The sequence below is a fragment of the Microbacterium sp. MPKO10 genome, from assembly GCF_026107415.2.
Classification (GTDB): Bacteria; Actinomycetota; Actinomycetes; order Actinomycetales; family Microbacteriaceae; genus Paramicrobacterium.
This window is the reverse complement of record NZ_JAPCHX010000001.1, coordinates 87,172-105,096: the sequence shown is the minus strand read 5'-3', so window position 1 is coordinate 105,096 and position 17,925 is coordinate 87,172. Positions and strand designations below refer to the sequence as shown.

Genomic DNA, 17,925 nt, shown 5'->3' with positions numbered 1-17,925 from the left:
GTAATTACTACTGTGCGCCTCGGCGACAGGAGTTGGGCCACAATTCTGTGGAAAAAATGATGCGACATTACCCGTTTGCGAAAAAGTACGGTTTTTCTCGAGCCCGCGGGCCCACATCCTCTGTCGGATGCGTTCGCGCGGGAGGTGGGTCGAAAACTGGGCGGTTCTTTTGAAAATGGGCGATGTGACAGCATCCATTCGCCTCAAAGTTAGGCTGTGCTAAGTTTGCGTGCGGACGGGGCATGGCCCACCCGAGAGCCCACCGAGCGGAGGTAGCCGTGACGATCGCGCAGCAGACGCTTGCCGCGGAGGGGCTGACGCTCGGATACGACGGACGCGTGATCTCGAAAGACCTCGACGTCTCTGTTCCCGCCGGCTCATTTACGGCGATCATCGGCCCCAACGCGTGCGGAAAATCGACGCTGCTGCGTGCCCTGTCACGGCTGCTCGCGCCGACGGAGGGTCAGGTGATCCTCGACGGCCGTGCGATCAGCGAGTACGGGTCGAAGGAAGTCGCGAGACGGCTCGGCCTTCTGCCGCAGACGTCGATCGCGCCCGACGGGATCTCGGTCTTCGATCTCGTCTCACGCGGGCGCTTCCCCCACCAGAGCCTGCTGCGTCAGTGGTCTGACGCCGACGAGGACGCCGTGCGCGAGGCGATGGAGGCGACGAACATCGTCCATCTGGCCGATCGCTCCGTCGACGAGCTCTCCGGAGGGCAGCGCCAGCGCGTGTGGCTGGCACTCGTGCTGGCCCAGCAGACGCAGCTTCTGCTGCTCGACGAGCCCACGACGTTTCTCGACATCGCCCACCAGATCGACGTGCTCAACCTGTGCCGCAGCCTGCATGCGCGGGGAAACTACACGCTTGTCGCCGTGCTGCACGACCTCAACATGGCGTTCCGTTATGCCGACAACGTCATTGCGATGCGTGACGGGCGCATCGTCGCGCAGGGTGCACCGGCCGATATCGTGACGGCAGAGCTCGTGCACGAGGTCTTCGGCCTGCGTGCCGTGTGCGTCGACGATCCCGTGACGGGCAAGCCGATGATCGTGCCGCTCGATGCGATTCCCGACACCCCGGGAGATGCGGGCTCCGGCGACGGGAGCTGAGCGACGGCCGTCAGGTCGTCAGAAGAAGCGGCGACGACGGAGCGGAGGAGCCGCGGGCCACCGGAACTGTCCCGTTGCGATCAGGGTGACGACGAGGATGACCGGAAGGATCCACCCGGACCAGCCGAGGATCGTCGCGTGCACGGTGTCGACCGTCGACCCCGAGCGCGCAAACACCACAACGAGCCCGACCGAGGCATTGAGCGTCCCGTGCGCGAGAGCCGCGGGCCAGATGGAGCGCGACCTGATGCGCAGCCACGCGAATACGGACCCCATCGTGATGCACATGCCGACCATCATCAGAACGCCGAGCCAGCCGGGTGCGGTCGGGTAGTTGTAGCCCAGCAGAATCAGCGGAGCGTGCCAGAGCCCCCAGATGACACCACTGATCAGCAGCGCGGGGATCGTGCCGAATCGGAGCAGGTGCGGCAGCAGCCATCCGCGCCAGCCCAACTCTTCGCCGAGAGCGGGCAACAGATTCAGGATGCTGCCGAGCACGACGTTCACGAACTGCAGGGCGACGAGCGTGCCGATCGGGAGGGCTGGCTGCCCGCCCGACTGCAGGGCGAGCAGATCGCGAAACGCCGAGAAGGTGGCGAAGTCCGCCGGGTACACGCCGAGCGCGCTGCCGACGATGAGCGCGGCGAACACGAGAGTGACAGGTACCGCGAGGCCGAGCCCCAGAAACCCGAGAAACCGTCCGGCGGGGCGCAGGGGAACCAGCCCGAGCGACTCGGCCGGATGATCCGGGCGCTCGATGGCGAAGACCGTCGCGAGCGCCGCCACCGTGGGCGTCAGCATCATGCAGAGCGAGATCGTGCCGAACGCGGGATGCTCAAGCCCCTCGCCGCTCAGCCACAGCGGCAGTGCGACGATCCAGGAGAGCCCAAAAGCGATGGCGAGGTAGACGCCGAGCGCGAGGCTGGGCCGCGACGTCCCTCCTGTCACGCCAGACCGTTTGCCCGCGCGAACGGGTCATCGTCGGGGTCGGTGCGAGGCGAGTACTCGATGCTCGCGGCAGCTTCGGCGGCAGCATCCGGTCCGACGATGTCGGCGACGAGCGCGTGCGTCATATCGATGCCGGCGGCAATGCCCGATGACGTCCACCGAGTGCGGTCCGCCACCCAGCGGGCCTGCGGCACCCAGGTCACGTCACTGCCGAACTGCGTTGCCCAGGCAAAGGCGCGTTTGTTCGACGTGGCGCGGAATCCGTCGAGGAGCCCGGATGCTGCGAGCAGCGCCGACCCCGTGCACACCGACGTCACGAGCCGGGCGTCGCCGGCCCAGTCGTGAAGCCAGCGCAGAAAGCCTGGGTCTCCGGCGAGCGATCGGGTGCCCTGGCCGCCGGGAACGAGCACGATGTCCGGGGCCTCGGCCTCGGTATAGCTGACGTCGGCGACGGTGCGTGTGCCCTGGTAGCTGCGGATGGGCTCCGCAGCCGGCCCCACGAGCGTGAGGGCGAACTCGTCGGGCAGACGGCTCAGAAGCTCGATCGGGCCGAAGGCGTCGAGGAGTTCAAACCCGTCGAAGAGGACGATGGAGACCCTGCGCGGTAACGACATATCTCCATCTTTCCACGGGGCGCGGTCAGTCGTGACGCCGATTCCCCATCTGCCGCGGATGCCCTGCACGCGCCAATGCGAATGGCGGCGTGACTCAGCTTGGAGATGGTTCCGTCGTCGCGTACACTTATGCAAGGTAGTTGAAGTCTGCCAAGCTTTTCTGTGCCTATTTCAGCATCCGAAAGGGTGCACCTGGTTCAGTGGTGCTGTGCAGATTTCACCCCTAGAGTAGGTGCAACCCCACTCATAGGGCGGTGGCTCAATTGGTAGAGCAGCGGTCTCCAAAACCGCAGGTTGCAGGTTCGAGTCCTGTCCGCCCTGCGCGTCGATGTACGAACATCGGCACACGAAAGGTGTAACACGTTGGCCCGAAAAGTAATCGACACACCCAGCGAGGATGTCGTCGCTGCAGCGAAGAAGGATCGCGCCGCAAAGCGCGGACCCTTCGCCGGGATCGTTTTGTTCCTGAAGCAGGTCATCGGCGAGCTCAAGAAGGTCGTCACACCGACCAAGAAAGAGCTGTGGAGCTACACCGGCGTCGTGTTGGTCTTCGTGATCTTCATGATGGCGCTCGTGTTCGGACTTGACCAACTCTTCAGCTGGCTCGTGATCTTGGCCTTCGGAACCCCCGGAGTCTGACCGAGTCAACTCATACGGCGCCGACCCCGCACACCGACGGGAGCGTCGCCGCACGACAAGAAATGGAATGAATTCAGTGTCAGAGAGAAACCGAGACGACGTCGACTGGGCAACCGCGGCTGAGCAGTCGTCGGAGGTCGACGAGGCCCAGGAGGGCAACGTCCTCGCCGGTAACGAGCAGGCCGTCGAGCCCGCCGAGAACCGTGCGCTGCACGTCGAAGGCGATGACGTCGAGGGTTCTCTCGATGCCGCGCTCGACGCTCTCGGAGAGACGCCCGCCGCCGAGGGTGCCGAGGAGTCTGACGCTGTCGAAGACGAGGAAGAGCCCGAGGTCGACCCGTACCAGGCGTTCCGCACCGAACTTCGCATGATGCCGGGTAAGTGGTACGTCATCCACTCGTACGCCGGATTCGAGCGCCGCGTGAAGGCCAACATCGAGCAGCGCAAGGGCACGCTCGAGGTCGAGGACTACATCTACCAGGTCGAGGTCCCCATGGAAGACGTGGTGGAGATCAAGAACGGCCAGCGCAAGATGGTCACCCGCGTCCGCGTCCCCGGCTACGTGCTCGTCCGCATGGACCTCAACGAGGACAGCTGGTCGGTCGTGCGCCACACGCCGGGCGTCACCGGCTTCGTCGGCAACGCTCACAACCCGGTCCCGCTGCGCTTCGAGGAGGCATTCAACATGCTCAAGAGCCTCGTCGAGGTCAAGGAGACCGCTCCGGCCAAGACCGGCGGCACCGGCGGTGCCAAGGCGGCCGCCCGCCCGATTCCCGCCGAGGTCGACTTCGAGGTCGGCGAGACCATCACGATCAAGGAAGGCTCGTTCGCGGGTCTGCCCGGCACGATCAGCGAGATCAAGCCCGAGAGCGGCAAGCTCACCGTGCTCGTCTCGCTCTTCGAGCGTGAGACGCCGGTCGAGCTCAGCTTCGACCAGGTCACCAAGCTTTAGAACCTCGGTCGGATGCTTCCACGCACCCGACCGGATTACCGCGGCCCGGCCAGGGCCGTCGGGAGAGCATCCACCACATCCGGTGGAGTTCGATAACCAGAAGAAGGAAGAAACATGGCACCGAAGAAGAAGGTAACTGGTCTGATCAAGCTTCAGATCAATGCCGGCGCCGCCAACCCCGCCCCGCCCATCGGCCCGGCGCTCGGTCAGCACGGCGTCAACATCATGGAGTTCTGCAAGGCGTACAACGCCGCGACCGAGTCGCAGCGCGGAAACGTCGTGCCTGTCGAGATCACCGTCTACGAGGACCGTTCGTTCACGTTCATCCTCAAGACCCCGCCGGCAGCCGAGCTCATCAAGAAGGCTGCGGGAGTCAAGAAAGGCTCCGGAGTTCCCCACACCACAAAGGTCGGCAAGCTGAGCCAGGACCAGGTGAAGGAAATCGCCGAGCAAAAGATGGCCGACCTCAACGCGAACGACATCGACGCCGCGAAGAAGATCGTCGCCGGCACCGCTCGTTCCATGGGCATCACCGTCGAGTAACACTCGTTCCCCCAGACATCAGTGGCAGCGCCGGCCAGGCGCAGATGACCACATTCTCAACAGGAGAAAAACATGGCACAGAAGTCAAAGGCCTACCGGGCCGCAGCCGAGAAGATCGAGGCTGGAAAGTTCTACACACCCACCGACGCCGTCGCCCTTGCGAAGGAGACCGGCTCGTCGAAGTTCAACTCGACGGTCGAGGTCGCGCTGAAGCTCAGCGTTGACCCCCGCAAGGCAGACCAGATGGTTCGCGGTACCGTGATCCTTCCCCACGGCACGGGTAAGACCGCCCGCGTGATCGTGTTCGCGACCGGCGCGGCCGCCGAGGCCGCCATCGAGGCGGGCGCTGACGAGGTCGGCGGCGACGAGCTCATCGAGAAGGTAGCCGAGGGCTACACCGACTTCGACACCGCCGTGTCGACGCCGGAGCTCATGGGCAAGGTCGGACGCCTCGGAAAGGTCCTCGGACCCCGCGGCCTCATGCCGAACCCGAAGACCGGCACCGTCACGCCGAACGTTGCCCAGGCCGTGAACGACATCAAGGGCGGAAAGATCGCGTTCCGTGTCGACAAGCACGCCAACGTGCACTTCGTCGTCGGCAAGGCAAGCTTCTCGGCCGGCCAGCTCGCCGAGAACATCAACACAGCTCTCGAAGAGGTCGTGCGCCTCAAGCCGACCAGCTCGAAGGGTCGTTACATTCAGAAGGGTGCCGTCTCGACCACGTTCGGCCCCGGCATCCCGCTTGACGTCAACGCGATCTGATCGCACAGACACTCTTGACCCCCGTCGCACTCGCGGCGGGGGTCTTGCGCTTCTCAGGCATGGTTGCCCGCACGAATCGCAGGTAGGCTGGCCACTGTGACCGCAGTACGGCAGGCGGACGCCTCAGACGCCGCAGAACTCTCGGCACTCGCTGTCGAGACCTTCAGACTGGCCTGCCCGCCGGACATGGCACCGGAAGACATCGACGCATTCACACGCGAGAACCTCTCGCCCGAGCGCTTCGAATCGTTTCTGACTGACCCAACGCAGGTGCTCCTCGCTGCCGAGAACGACGGTGCGCTTGTCGGGTATACCCTGCTGATCGACAGGCCGCCGAGTGACCCACACGTTGATGAAGCGGTCACGGCACGCCCCGCCGTCGAGCTCAACAAGGTGTACGTGCGCTCGCGGGCACACGGCAGCGGCGCTGCGGGTGCGCTCATGCGCGCAACACTCGACACCGCCCTCACCCACGGAGCCCGTGGCGTCTGGCTCGGTGTCAACCAGCTCAACTCACGCGCCGTGCGCTTTTACGAGAAGTCCGGCTTCTCCGTCGTCGGCACGCGGCGCTTCAAAGTCGGCGACCGGTGGTGCGACGACTTCGTCATGCAGGCCGTGCTGCGCGACTGAGCCCGGCGCGGGCACCGCGGGCTCCGGCGGTGAGAGGGGCCGGCAGTCAGACCGTCAGCACGACCTTGCCGCGCGTGTGGCCAGACTCGACGGCGGCGTGTGCTTCTGCAGCATCCGCGAGCTCGTATGTCTTGTCGATGTGCACCCGCACCTCGCCCCGGTCGATGAGGCGCGTGATCTTCGCGAGCACGTCGCCGCTCGGCGTGAGAGTAAAGCGTGTGGCGGTGATGCCCGCAGCATCCGCCTCGTCGTGCATCGTGGGGAACGACCCTGTCGGCACGCTCACGAAGAGGCCGCCGGGCTTCAGCACCCGCAGCGAGCGCGACCCGGTGTCGTCTGAGACGTTGCCGATGAGGTCGATGACGACGTCGATGTCGCTGAGCTCGTCGTCGAACCGGGCAGCCGTGTAGTCGATGACCGTGGATCCGCCGAGCGAGCGCACGAAATCGACGTTGCGTCCGGATGCTGTGGAGATGACGTCGGCTCCGAAGAAGCGCGCGAACTGCACGGCGAACTGGCCGACGCCACCCGCGCCGGCATGGATGAGGATGCGCTGCCCGTGGTGGGCGCGGGCGACATCGACGACGGCGCCCCACGCCGTGAGCGCGGCAAGCGGAACGGACGCGGCCTCGACGTGGGAGAGGGAGTGCGGCTTGGGCGCGACGCACAGCGTGGGCGCCGAGACATACTCGGCGTGGCTTCCGGTGTAACGGGGCAGCCGCGTCATGCCGTACACCTCGGTGCCGGGCTGCAGCGGGTGGGCCTCGTACGGCGCGCGTGCGATCGTTCCGCTGAAATCGTGACCGAGCGTTGCGGGGTAGGCGAGGGCCTTCGCCGTGGGGCTCGCACCCGACCGGATCTTTGTGTCGATGGGGTTGACGCTGGCCGCGGCGACCTTCACGAGGACTTCGCCGATGTAGGCCGGAGGCACCGGGACCGTTGCCGGATGCAGCGTCGTCGCGGGGCCCGGCTCATCGACGACGATTGCGGTCATGGTCTCAGGTACGGCGGTGCTCTCGGTCATACCCGCAGTCTGCCACAGCAGGGCGTACGCGTGCCGCCGCGGGAGCCGTGACCCGCCTGCTCAGAGCAGTTCGGCGCGCAGCTGCGCAGCTGACTTCGGCGACAGCAGACCGGGCGGGACATCGAGCAGCGTGACGGCGCCATGCTGCTTCATCAGACTGAGGCGGTGAACGGCGCGGGCGTAGGCGACGAGAACGCTCGCCGTGAACTCCGGGTTGCTCTCGAGTGCGAGGCTGTACTCGATGATCTGCGAGTGACCGTCACCCGTGCGTCCACTGCGCAGTACGAACCCACCGTGGGGCATCGCCGAGTGGTCACGGGCGAGCTCCTCGGCGGTGACGAAAGTCACCGTGGTGTCGTAGTCGGCGAAGTAGTGCGGCATCGTCACGATCGCTTCGCGCACGGCTTCAGAGTCCGCGCCCTCCTCCAGCACGACGAAGCACTCGCGCGTATGCTTCTCGCGCGTCGTGAGCTCTGGGCGGGTGCCGCGCCGCACGGCGTCGATGGCGTCGCTCGAGGGGAGCGTGTACTGCACGCCGGCCGCGACTCCCGGAACACGGCGCACGGCGTCTGAGTGCCCCTGACTGAGACCGCGCCCCCAGAAGGTGTACGTCTCTCCGTCGGGCAGAAGCGCCTCGCCGAACAGCCGGTTCATCGAGAACATGCCGGGATCCCAGCCCGTCGAGATGAGCGCTGTGTTCTGGGCGCGACGGGCGACAGCATCCATCTGCTCGAAGTACTCGGGAATGCGGGCGTGCGTGTCGAAGCTGTCGACGGTGTTGAACCGTGCGGCGAGCTCTGGGCCCTGCTCGGGCAGGTCGGACTTCGACCCTCCGCAGAGAATCAGCACATCGATGTCGTTCTCGCGGCCGGCGAGGTCATCGATCGAGAAGACGGATGCCGCGGGATCAAGCGGCGCGATGCTCGACGGCGGTCGCCGTGAGAAGATCCCGACGAGACTCATGTCCGGATTCTTCGCGATCGCGGCCTCGACGCCGCGACCGAGGTTGCCGTATCCGACGATTCCGACGCGGAAGGGCGTGTGAGCAGGGGCAGTCTCGGTGGTGGGTGTCGTCGTGTCCACTATTCTCCGTGTCGAGGGTCGTTTCGCAGGTCACTTCAGCGTATGACAGAGTTGCGTGGCCGTGTGCGCGATGACGGCGACCGGCGTCTCGACTCAGCGGGCGGTGCGACGGTGGAGCTCGTCAATGAGCTGATTCGCCAGCGTGATGAGCCGAGAGATCTGCGTCTCGTCGCGATCGACCCACTGGCAGAGAGGCTCGTCGCCGATGGGAACAAAGTTCTCGTGCTGCTCCCACACCACGAGCGTGCGCTCGGCGCCGAGCACATACTGCTGCCACCACACCTGGCGCAGGTAGTTGCGGGGGATCGACCGCCACGGCTTTGTCGTCGTCTTGATCTCCGCCAGCATGACGCGGTCGTCCGGCGTCGATGTGACGCCGTCCGGGGTGGCCAGATGGCGATGCTCCACTTCAGCCCGAAAGAGTGCCGACGACGGCTGAATTCCGTGCGTCGCGGCGACCCACGCGGCAATCTCGGGTTCGCGCCGCCGCCCGTGGTCCGTGTATGCATTTCCGGTGAAGCCTGTGCCATTCAATTTCGCATCCGCGGCCACCTGAATGGAGTGCGGCGTCGACAGTTTGGCGACATCCGTTGCCGTGATTCCGCGCGAACGGGCCCTCAGCCAACCGACGCGGTCGCTCGAATCGGCGATGATGCGGCTGGTGAGACGGGAATGCACCTCTCCATTGTCACCCGGCAGAGGGGCTTCCCCTGACAAGCAGCCCGCGTTGCGGCATCCGGATGCTGTATCAGCGCGCGGGGATCTCGTCGATGGCCTCCGGGGCCAACGCTGCTCCGATCACCATGATCGCCGCCCCGAGCGCGCCCGCCGACTCACCGCCGCGTGAGGTGACGATCGCGAGATCCTGTGTGGCGAGCGGGATCGAACGCCGATAGACGACTTCGCGTACTCCCGCGATCAGGTGTTCGCCCGCCCGCGCGATGCTGCCCCCGATGACGATGACCGAGGGATTCAGCAGGTTGACGACGCCGGACAGTACCTCGCCGACATCACGCCCGGCCTGACGCACGGCGTCGAACGCCTCGGGGTCGCCGGCCCGCACGCTCTCGACGACGTCTGAGCTGGTGGCCCCGCCGAGGCGTGCGGCGATTGCGGGTCCACCCGCGATGTCCTCCAGATCGGGAGCGTCTGTGCCGTCAGAGATCGGAAGGCGCAGGTGACCAAGATCGCCGGCAGAGCCTCGTGCCCCGCGCTGAATCTCTCCGCCCATGATGATCCCAGCGCCGACGCCGGTTGACACCTTGACGAAGATGAGCTCATCGGAGTCGGGCCACGAGACGGCGTGCTCGCCGAGCGCGAGAATATTCACATCGTTGTCGACGAGGACGGTGACGGGAATGCGCGATCTGATGAACGCCGGAACGTCGAAGCGATCCCAGCCGGGCATGATCGGTGGGTTCACGGGCAGGCCCGTGGAGTGCTCGACGGGGCCGGGCAGCCCGACACCCACCCCGAGAACATCGGCGACGTCGCGGGAGACCTGGTGCAGCAGTGCGAGCGCTTCGGTGCAGGCCCAGTCGAGAACCGATTCGGGGCCGTCAGTGATGCGGATCGCTGCTGAGCTTTCCGCCAGGATGCCTCCAGCGAGGTCGGCGATCGCGACGACGCCGTGCGTGGCGCCGAGATCGATGCCGATCACGAGGCGGGATGCTGCCGCAAAGGCGATCCGCGAGGGGGGACGGCCGCCGGAGGACACGGCTTCGCCCGCCGGTTCGACGAGGCCGCGTGCAAGCAGTGCGTCGATGCGTGTGGCGACCGTGGAGCGCGACAGCCCGGTGAGGGCGGCGATCTCGGCCTTGGTGCGCGGAACGCCATCGCGCAAGATCTGCAGAAGATCGCCCGCCGACGCGGCGCGCGGGGCCGTGCGTCCCGTGACAGTCACCATGTTGTGAGTAAACCATACGCCACTATTGATGCGAAATAGTGAACTTTTGCTTGACAGAAAACAGAAGTGGTCCTTGAATAGAAGCGGAGACAGGCAAACCGCCATCGCTCAGCGAGGAGACCCGTGACTACGTCCGCAATATCAGTGCAGCTCTATACCGTGCGCGAAGCGATCGCCGAGGATCTGCTCGGCTCGCTTCGGCGTCTGGCCGATGCCGGGTTCGACCGCGTCGAGCCCTTCGCCTTCACGAGGTTCGACGGGCTCGGCGACGCCCTGACCAGCACGGGGCTTGGTGCCCCGACGACGCATCAGGGCTTCATCGCCGACGGCAGCATCGCCGAGGTCGCTGCTGCCGCAGCATCCCTGGGCATCACAACAGTGATCGACCCGTTCGTCGCTCCCGAGAAGTGGCAGAGTGCAGACGACATCGCCGACACCGCGCGCCGCCTCAACGAGGCAGCGGTCATCGCCGCCGAGCACGGCATCACCGTCGGTTACCACAATCACGCGCACGAGATCGAGAGCACGATCGACGGCGTCACCGCGCTCGAGCACTTCGCGAGCCTTCTCGACCCGGCTGTCGTGCTCGAAGTCGACACGTACTGGGTTGCCGTCGGCGGGGCTGACCCGGTCGAGCTGCTCGGCCGCCTCGGCGACCGCGTCGTCGCGATCCACGTCAAAGACGGGCCAGCGACCGCCGAGACGAAAGACCAGGTCGCGGTGGGCCAGGGCTCGCTCAACATTCCGGCGATTCTCGCGGCGGCACCGAATGCTCTCCGCGTGATTGAGCTCGACGACTCGCGCGGCGACCGCTTCGAGGCGGTCATCGCCAGCCTCGGGTACCTGCGTTCGCTGGAGAGCGAGGTCAGCGCATGAGCCGGGTCGGAGTGGGCGTCATCGGCGCCGGAACGATCAGCACGGAGTACCTCACGAACCTCACGACGTTCCCGGACCTCGATGTTCGGTTCGTCGCGGACATCGACACCGATCGTGCCGCCGCGCAGGCGCAGGCCTTCGGTGTCGCGGCATCCGGAACCGTCGAGGACCTGCTCGCTGACGACGACATCGAGATCGTGGTGAACCTCACGATCCCTGCCGTGCACGTTGACGTCGCTCTGCAGGCCATCGCCGCGGGCAAGCACGTCTGGAGCGAGAAGCCCTTCGCTCTCGACCGCGAGTCGGGGCGCACACTGCTCGACGCCGCCCGCGCGGCGGGAAAGCGTGTGGCGACGGCGCCCGACACGTTCCTCGGCGCCGGGATCCAGTCGGCACGCCGACTGCTCGAGTCCGGAGCGATCGGGGCACCGCTCACGGCGCTCACGCTCATGCAGAGCCCGGGCCCGGAGTCGTGGCACCCGAATCCCGACTTCCTCTTCCAGGACGGCGCGGGTCCGCTCTTCGACATCGGCCCGTACTACATCACGACGCTCGTGCAGCTGTTCGGCCCCGTCGCGCGCGTCACGGCATCGGCGTCGAAGGCCCGCGCCACGCGCACGATCGGCTCCGGTCCACGTGCGGGCGAGAGCTTCGACGTCACCGTCCCGACTCACGTCGCCGCGATGTATGAGTTCGAGAGCGGCCAGACAGCGCAGAGCATCTTCAGCTTCGATTCGAAGCTCGGCCGCACCCAGTTTGAGGTGGCCGGCGTTGACGGGACGCTCGTCGTCCCCGACCCGAACACCTTCGAGGGGGATCTGGTCGTGCACCGCGGCCGCGACGACATCGACACGATCCCCTCGACGGGCACGACGACGTCACGCGGAACCGGCGTCGCCGAACTGGCGCAGGCGATCCGCGAGGAGCGCACCGAGCGTGCGTCGGGCGAGCAGGCGTTCCACGTGCTCGACGTCATGGTATCGACGATCGAAGCCTCGGAGTCGGGCATGCCCGTCACCGTGGAGAGCACCGTCGAGCTACAGCCCGCGCTTCCGGAAGGGTGGGACCCGCGTCGCGCAGCGGTGTCGCAGTGACGGCCCCGCTCCGCGTCGGCATCCTCGGCGGCGGCTTCATGGCCGCCGTCCACTCCCGAGCGGCGCGTGCCGCCCGGGCGCAGCTGACCGGCATCGTCGCTTCCTCGCCCGAGCGCTCGCGGCAGGTCGCGGACGAGCTGGGCATCGAGCGCGGGTTCGACGATGTTTCGGCACTCATCGAGAACGTCGATGTCGTCCACGTCTGCACGCCGAACGCTCTGCACGCTCCGCAGGCGCTCGCCGTGCTGCAGGCGGGGCTGCCGGTCATCTGCGAGAAGCCGCTGGCGACGACCGTCGCCGATGCCGAGAGCCTTGTGAACGCAGCATCCGGAATCGTTGCGACAGTGCCCTTCGTCTACCGCTTCCATCCGCTGGTGCGGCATGCTCGGGCGCGCATCGCCTCGGGCGAGGCTGGTCGCGTTCTCAGCATCCGCGGGTCGTACCTGCAGGACTGGATGCTGGATTCCACAGACGACAACTGGCGCGTGAATGCTGCCGCAGGCGGGCGCTCGCGGGCGTTCGCCGACATTGGATCGCACCTGATCGATCTGATCGAGTTCGTCACGGGCGACCGCGTGACACGGCTCGCATCCACGACGCGCACCTTCTTCGGCGACCGCGCCGAGCACACCGGCATTACGACCGAGGACGCCGCCGCCGTTGTTCTTGAGACGGCGGGAGGCGCGCTCGGCACGTTGCTGGTGTCGCAGACCGCTCCGGGGCGCAAGAACGCGCTGACCATCGAGATTGCCGGCAGCGCAGAGAGCATCGGATTCGAGCAGGAGCATCCCGAGACCCTGTGGGTCGGGCGCCGCGTCGGCAGCCTCGTCGTCCCGCGCGACGCCGATCAGCTGGCTCCGGATGCCGCGAGGCTCTGCACGGTGCCGGCCGGCCACCCGCAGGGCTACCAAGACGCCTTCAACGCATTCGTCAGCGACACGTATGCGGCGATCAGCGGTGCCTCACCCGAGGGGCTGCCGCGCTTTGACGATGGGCTGCGCGCCGTGCGGCTCACGGATGCTGTGATGAACGCCGCCGCGTCCGACGCGTGGGTCGACGTCGCCCCCGCCGCCTCAGAGAGTCACCCGTGACTCTGGACCGACCGCGGCGCTCTGCATACCTGCGGGCCTGCTGTAACGCCGCGGCAGGCAATCGTGACCGCAGAGGCGCAGAAACTCACTCAGGTGCGCTGATCCTGCGCCGAGCGCGGGGCCTTGCCACAGCTTCCGACACGGAGCACTCAGAGAAAGGTCTGCAGGTGCGGACAACCTCGGGGCGCACACCCTGACAAGATGTCCGCAGCTGCAGAGATTGCCACGGGCGCGGCGCTGAAAGCCGCCACGGCACAAAGGAGACACACAATGACGAACGAATCGACGCACCCCGTCACACTGTTCACGGGGCAATGGGCTGACCTGCCGTTCGAGGAGGTGGCGCGGCTGGCGTCCGAGTGGGGCTACGACGGCCTCGAGATCGCCGCCTCGGGCGACCACCTCGACCTCGAGCGGGCCGACGAAGACGACGCCTATCTGAAGAGCCGCCTCGAGATCCTCGACCGCCATGGCCTGCAGGTCTACGCGATCTCGAACCACCTCACCGGACAGGCGGTGTGCGACGACCCCATCGACTTCCGCCACCAGGCGATCGTCCGCCCGTCCACGTGGGGCGACGGCGACCCCGAGGGCGTCAGGCAGCGTGCCGCCGAAGACATGAAGCGCTCGGCGCGCGTCGCACGCAAGCTCGGCGTCGACGTCGTCGTCGGATTCACGGGGTCGAAGATCTGGCCATATGTGGCGCAGTTTCCGCCCGTGCCAGCATCCGTCATCGACGCCGGCTACGAAGACTTCGCGACCCGATGGAACCCCATTCTCGACGTGTTCGATGCGGAAGGCGTTCGTTTCGCCCACGAGGTTCACCCGAGCGAGATCGCGTATGACTACTGGACGAGCGTGCGCACGCTCGAGGCGATCGAGCACCGCGAGGCATTCGGCTTCAACTGGGACCCGAGCCACATGATGTGGCAGCAGATCGACCCGATCGGATTCATCTGGGAGTTCCGCGACCGCATCTACCACGTGGACTGCAAAGACACGCGCATGCGCCCCGCGCAGGGTCGCGCCGGCGTTCTCGGCTCGCACCTGCCCTGGGGCGACCCGCGGCGCGGATGGGACTTCGTGTCGACAGGGCACGGTGATGTGCCGTGGGAGGACGCCTTCCGCGCGCTCAACGCGATCGGCTACGACGGCCCCATTTCGATCGAGTGGGAGGACGCGGGGATGGATCGTCTGCACGGCGCGAAGGAGGCCGTTGGGTACATCCGCTCGCTGCTGTGGGCACAGCCCACTGCCTCGTTCGACGCCGCGTTCAGCAACCAGTGACACCGCGGGGTTAGACCCCCTCACGGGGTCTACCCCGGCCGCGCGCCACCGCATAGCATGAGGGCATGCGTGCACGCGAGGGTGCTGTCCGCGCTGCCTTAGCAGTTGTCATCGTCGGTGCGCTCGGGTACGAATTCATCCGCACAGCCCACCTGCTGCACATGACTCCCCTCGAGCACCTCGCTGACTACCTCAGCTATTTCACGACGCTCTCCAACTCCCTCGCGGCCCTGATCCTCGTTCTGGGGTCGGTCGTAGCGTGGAGATTCGAGAGCGACCCGGAGTGGTACCGCCGCCTCCTCGTTGTCGCTGTCGCCTACACGATGACAACGTGCGCCGTCTACAACGCGTTCCTCCGGCCCGTGTCCACGGCCCCCGACAGTTGGGGGAACGAGGTGCTGCACCTCGGGGCGCCGGTGAGCCTCGCCCTGCTGTGGCTGGCGTCACGGCGCACGGGGACGCTCCCCTGGCGCAGCATCCGCGGAGTTCTCGGTCTGCCTCTGGCCTGGCTGGGATACACAATGGCGCGCGGCGCCGTGACGGGGTGGTACCCGTATGACTTCCTCAATCCGCATCAGATCGGGGGAGTTGTCGCGGTCACCGGGTACGTCTGCGTCGCGTCATCGATCATCATCGCTGCCGCACTGGGCGCCATCGCGGTCACCCGCGTGCGTGCCTCACGCGTCGTCGATGTGCAGCGCGACGGCCGTGAGCAGCTGGTTGACACGCGGCGCACCCTCGGCGCGGAACACCTCGCGACCGCTGGGCGAGCGCAGCAGCAGCGTGGGCGTGGCCCGGATGCTGTCGGCTTCAGCCGACTCCGGGTGCGCGGCGACATCACGCTCGCGCGTCGTCACGACGGGAACCAGCCGCTCAACCTCGGCCACGGCCCGCCGCGCCGCCGTGCATGGCGCGCAGAACGCCGAGGTGTAGAGCACGATATCCATGCTCGGTTCAACGCTCGTCGTGCCGCGCCTGTTCCCGTTCGGCCATCGTCTCGTTCAGCTTGCCCAGCAGGTCGCGCAGGCGCCGGATCTCGTCGATCTCCCAGAGCGTCAGTCGCGAGCGCAGAACCGAGCGGTTGTCCTCCGAGACCGAGCTGAGGCCGGCACGAGCGCTGTCGGTGATCCCGACGAGCTGCGCCCGGCCGTCCGACGGGTCGGGGGTGCGCGTGACGAGCCCGAGATCTTCGAGCTGGCGCACGACGCGGCTGACGGCGCCCTTGTCCGACAGGAGGCGCTCGGCGATGACGCTCTGCTGCAGGTCGTCGCCGCGGTCGAGCTCACGGAGCAGCTTGTACCCGAAGACGGTGAGCTCGGGGTGCACAGATTCGGCGCGGGCGATCAGCACGCGACGCATCTGCGTGTACATCGCGGTGAACTCCCGCTCGACGTCGCTGATCGCGTTGTCATGATCCGAGGCGACGGCCTCGTGCTGATCCGCCATGGCCCACATTCTAACGAGCGTCCGCCTCGCGCCCATTCTGCTCGTCGCCTGCGGGCGGCGTGACGACGTCGAGCTGACCGGTGCGCGGTTCGGCGGCGACCGTCGCTTCGGCCAGCTGCGCGATCTCTTCGCCGGCCTCGTCCGCCGGAGTTTCGGCGAGTCGCTCGTGGTTGGTCTTGTCGCTGAGGCTCAGATTCGGCAGAAGTGCCACGGTGATGATCGTCACAATCGCGAGCGGCGCGGCGACGAGGAAGATGTCGGCAACAGCCTGCCCGTACACGGACTCGATGATGACCCGGATGCTGTCAGGGAGGTCCCTCATCGCGGGAAGCTGCCCGCCCGAGAGTTGATCGGCAACGGCGGCGCCCTTCTCGCCGAGCTTCGCGATGGCGGCCATCAAGTCGTCCGTGCGGTCGGCCATGAGGCTTGTCGCCTGCGAGCCAAGAACAGCACCGAGCGCTGAGATGCCGACGGTGCCCCCGAGGCTGCGGAAGAAGGCGACGCCGGAGCTGGCCACGCCGAGCTCGGAGGGGTCGACGGCGTTCTGCACGACGAGCACCATGTTCTGCATGATCATGCCGACACCGGCGCCGAGCAGCACCATGAATGCCGAGACGAGCACGAAGTTCGTGTCGTACCGGATCGTGCTCATGAGGAACATGCCCGCGGTCAGCATGATCGAGCCGGTCACCATGTACCGCTTCCACTTTCCGGTGCGGGTGATGATCGCTCCGACGACCGTGGACGACACGAGCATCCCGCCGATCATCGGGATCGTCATGAGCCCCGATTCCGTTGCTGTCGCGCCGCGGGCGAGCTGCATGTACTGGCTGAGGAACACCGCGGTGCCGAACATGGCGACGCCCACCGAGATGCTGCCGATGACGGCGAGCGTGAATGTGCGGTTCTTGAAGAGGGTGAGTGGGATGATCGGGTTCACGGCCCGGAACTCGACGATCATGAAGATGGCGAGCAGAACAAGCGAGCCCCCGACCATGAGGAACGTCTGCGTGCTCCACCAGTCGAATTGGTTGCCGGCCAGGCTCACCCAGATCAGCAGAAGCGAGACGCCTCCGGCCAGCAGCACGGTGCCCAGGTAGTCGATCGTGACGCGCTTCTGGGGGCGACGGGGCAGGTGAAGTGTCTTCTGGAGCAGGATGATCGCGATGATGGCGAAGGGGATGCCGACGAAGAAGTTCCAGCGCCAGTCGATGGCGTCTGTGAGGAACCCACCGATGAGCGGGCCGCCGACCGTGCCGACGCCCATGACCGCGCCGAAGAGCCCCATATACTTGCCGCGCTCGCGGGGGCTGAGGATGTCGGCCATGATGATCTGGCTGAGCGAGGTGAGTCCGCCGGCACCCAGCCCCTGGAACACGCGGCACGTGATCAGCATCCCCGGATCCTGCGAGAAGCCCGCAGCTGCGGACGCGGAGACGAAGACCACGAGTGCGATCTGGATGAGCAGTTTGCGGTTGAGGATGTCGGCGAGCTTGCCCCAGATCGGTGTCGACACGGTCGTCGCCAGAAGCGTTGCGGTTACCACCCAGGTGAATGACGCCTGGGAACCTCCGAGGTCGGCGATGATGATCGGCAGCGAGCTGCTGACGACAGTGCCGGCGAGGATCGACACGAACATGCCGGTGAGGAGGCCGGAGAGGGCCTGCAACACCTCACGATGCGACATTTTTGCGCGGGAAGCGGCAGGCGGGAGGGCGGTGGAAGATGATGTCACGCGGGGAGCTCCAGAGAGGGATCAGATCGTTGTATTCGTCAACAATAGAATTTATGGTTGACATAGCGCAACTAATTTCCTGCCAGGATGCCGCACTCACGGCGAACCCTCAGGCGGCGGCGTTCCGCGGCCGTCATCGACACCCACGGGAATCGCATGGCGACCACATAGCTGCTTCATAGG

At 66.5% G+C, this 17,925-nt stretch carries 19 protein-coding genes, 1 tRNA gene and 1 pseudogene; 12 read left to right on the top strand and 9 right to left on the bottom strand.

The annotated features are described in order from the left end of the window. Positions 1-242 precede the first annotated feature (242 nt). The gene (locus OK352_RS00460) at positions 243-1,112 is read left to right on the top strand and encodes an ABC transporter ATP-binding protein (RefSeq protein WP_265139426.1); all 870 of its coding nucleotides are present in this window, start codon (positions 243-245) and stop codon (positions 1,110-1,112) included. A gap of 18 nt (positions 1,113-1,130) precedes the next feature. Here OK352_RS00460 and OK352_RS00455 read toward each other — a convergent pair whose 3' ends face one another. Beyond that, positions 1,131-2,060, bottom strand: a complete 930-nt coding sequence (locus OK352_RS00455) for a CPBP family intramembrane glutamic endopeptidase (protein ID WP_265139425.1) — start codon at positions 2,058-2,060, stop codon at positions 1,131-1,133. Beyond that, positions 2,057-2,674, bottom strand: a complete 618-nt coding sequence (locus OK352_RS00450) for a DJ-1/PfpI family protein (protein ID WP_265139424.1) — start codon at positions 2,672-2,674, stop codon at positions 2,057-2,059. The genes OK352_RS00455 and OK352_RS00450 overlap by 4 nt, the downstream gene beginning before the upstream one ends. A 248-nt stretch (positions 2,675-2,922) precedes the next feature. Here OK352_RS00450 and OK352_RS00445 point away from each other — a divergent pair. From OK352_RS00445 to OK352_RS00420, 6 genes are all read left to right on the top strand, one after another. Continuing rightward, positions 2,923-2,995, top strand: a tRNA-Trp gene (locus tag OK352_RS00445). A 42-nt stretch (positions 2,996-3,037) separates the two neighbouring features. After that, positions 3,038-3,313: a preprotein translocase subunit SecE gene (gene secE / locus OK352_RS00440; protein WP_265139423.1), complete on the top strand. Its 276-nt coding sequence runs from the start codon at positions 3,038-3,040 to the stop codon at positions 3,311-3,313. 76 nt (positions 3,314-3,389) lie between these two features. Beyond that, positions 3,390-4,265, top strand: coding sequence for a transcription termination/antitermination protein NusG (gene nusG / locus OK352_RS00435; RefSeq protein WP_265139422.1), 876 nt, complete (start codon positions 3,390-3,392; stop codon positions 4,263-4,265). Between the two features lie 114 nt (positions 4,266-4,379). Beyond that, positions 4,380-4,808 carry a 50S ribosomal protein L11 gene (gene rplK, locus OK352_RS00430; protein WP_265139421.1) on the top strand — a complete coding sequence of 143 codons (429 nt, stop codon included), beginning with the start codon at positions 4,380-4,382 and terminating at the stop codon, positions 4,806-4,808. A 72-nt stretch (positions 4,809-4,880) separates the two neighbouring features. Beyond that, positions 4,881-5,570 (top strand): 50S ribosomal protein L1, encoded by a 690-nt coding sequence (gene rplA, locus OK352_RS00425; RefSeq protein WP_265139420.1) that lies wholly within the window; start codon positions 4,881-4,883, stop codon positions 5,568-5,570. A 96-nt stretch (positions 5,571-5,666) separates the two neighbouring features. After that, positions 5,667-6,200: a GNAT family N-acetyltransferase gene (locus OK352_RS00420; protein ID WP_265139419.1), complete on the top strand. Its 534-nt coding sequence runs from the start codon at positions 5,667-5,669 to the stop codon at positions 6,198-6,200. A gap of 46 nt (positions 6,201-6,246) precedes the next feature. Here OK352_RS00420 and OK352_RS00415 read toward each other — a convergent pair whose 3' ends face one another. The 4 genes from OK352_RS00415 to OK352_RS00400 all read right to left on the bottom strand — a co-directional run bounded on the left by OK352_RS00415 (position 6,247) and on the right by OK352_RS00400 (position 10,213). Then, positions 6,247-7,224, bottom strand: coding sequence for an NADP-dependent oxidoreductase (locus OK352_RS00415; protein ID WP_265139418.1), 978 nt, complete (start codon positions 7,222-7,224; stop codon positions 6,247-6,249). A gap of 60 nt (positions 7,225-7,284) precedes the next feature. Beyond that, the gene (locus OK352_RS00410; RefSeq protein ID WP_265139417.1) at positions 7,285-8,307 is read right to left on the bottom strand and encodes a diaminopimelate dehydrogenase; all 1,023 of its coding nucleotides are present in this window, start codon (positions 8,305-8,307) and stop codon (positions 7,285-7,287) included. 93 nt (positions 8,308-8,400) lie between these two features. Further along, positions 8,401-8,985: a YqaJ viral recombinase family protein gene (locus tag OK352_RS00405; protein ID WP_265139416.1), complete on the bottom strand. Its 585-nt coding sequence runs from the start codon at positions 8,983-8,985 to the stop codon at positions 8,401-8,403. A gap of 70 nt (positions 8,986-9,055) precedes the next feature. Continuing rightward, on the bottom strand, positions 9,056-10,213 hold the full coding sequence (locus OK352_RS00400) for an ROK family protein (protein ID WP_265139415.1): 1,158 nt from the start codon (positions 10,211-10,213) through the stop codon (positions 9,056-9,058). Positions 10,214-10,336: 123 nt separating this feature from the next. Between OK352_RS00400 and OK352_RS00395 the strand changes: the two genes are divergently transcribed. From OK352_RS00395 to OK352_RS17665, 5 genes and pseudogenes are all read left to right on the top strand, one after another. Then, complete coding sequence (locus tag OK352_RS00395) at positions 10,337-11,089, top strand: sugar phosphate isomerase/epimerase family protein (RefSeq protein ID WP_265139414.1); 753 nt, start codon at positions 10,337-10,339, stop codon at positions 11,087-11,089. After that, positions 11,086-12,183: a Gfo/Idh/MocA family protein gene (locus tag OK352_RS00390; protein WP_265139413.1), complete on the top strand. Its 1,098-nt coding sequence runs from the start codon at positions 11,086-11,088 to the stop codon at positions 12,181-12,183. The genes OK352_RS00395 and OK352_RS00390 overlap by 4 nt, the downstream gene beginning before the upstream one ends. Further along, positions 12,180-13,274, top strand: a complete 1,095-nt coding sequence (locus OK352_RS00385; RefSeq protein WP_265139412.1) for a Gfo/Idh/MocA family protein — start codon at positions 12,180-12,182, stop codon at positions 13,272-13,274. Before OK352_RS00390 ends, OK352_RS00385 begins: the two co-directional genes overlap by 4 nt. Before the next feature lie 270 nt (positions 13,275-13,544). Beyond that, the gene (locus OK352_RS00380; RefSeq protein ID WP_265139411.1) at positions 13,545-14,561 is read left to right on the top strand and encodes a sugar phosphate isomerase/epimerase family protein; all 1,017 of its coding nucleotides are present in this window, start codon (positions 13,545-13,547) and stop codon (positions 14,559-14,561) included. Positions 14,562-14,626: 65 nt separating this feature from the next. Further along, positions 14,627-15,217, top strand: a pseudogene (locus tag OK352_RS17665) (Pr6Pr family membrane protein); the annotation flags it as partial. 21 nt (positions 15,218-15,238) lie between these two features. On the opposite strand, the gene OK352_RS00375 reads toward OK352_RS17665, so the two are convergent. Genes OK352_RS00375 through OK352_RS00365 form a run of 3 tightly spaced genes read right to left on the bottom strand, consistent with a single transcriptional unit; the run spans position 15,239 to position 17,694 of the window. Then, positions 15,239-15,508, bottom strand: coding sequence for a thioredoxin family protein (locus OK352_RS00375; protein ID WP_265139410.1), 270 nt, complete (start codon positions 15,506-15,508; stop codon positions 15,239-15,241). Positions 15,509-15,515: 7 nt separating this feature from the next. Next, entirely contained in the window at positions 15,516-16,007 is a 492-nt protein-coding gene (locus tag OK352_RS00370) for a MarR family winged helix-turn-helix transcriptional regulator (protein WP_265139409.1), read from the bottom strand. Positions 16,008-16,017: 10 nt separating this feature from the next. Next, positions 16,018-17,694 (bottom strand): MDR family MFS transporter, encoded by a 1,677-nt coding sequence (locus OK352_RS00365; RefSeq protein ID WP_265140236.1) that lies wholly within the window; start codon positions 17,692-17,694, stop codon positions 16,018-16,020. Positions 17,695-17,925: the final 231 nt, after the last annotated feature.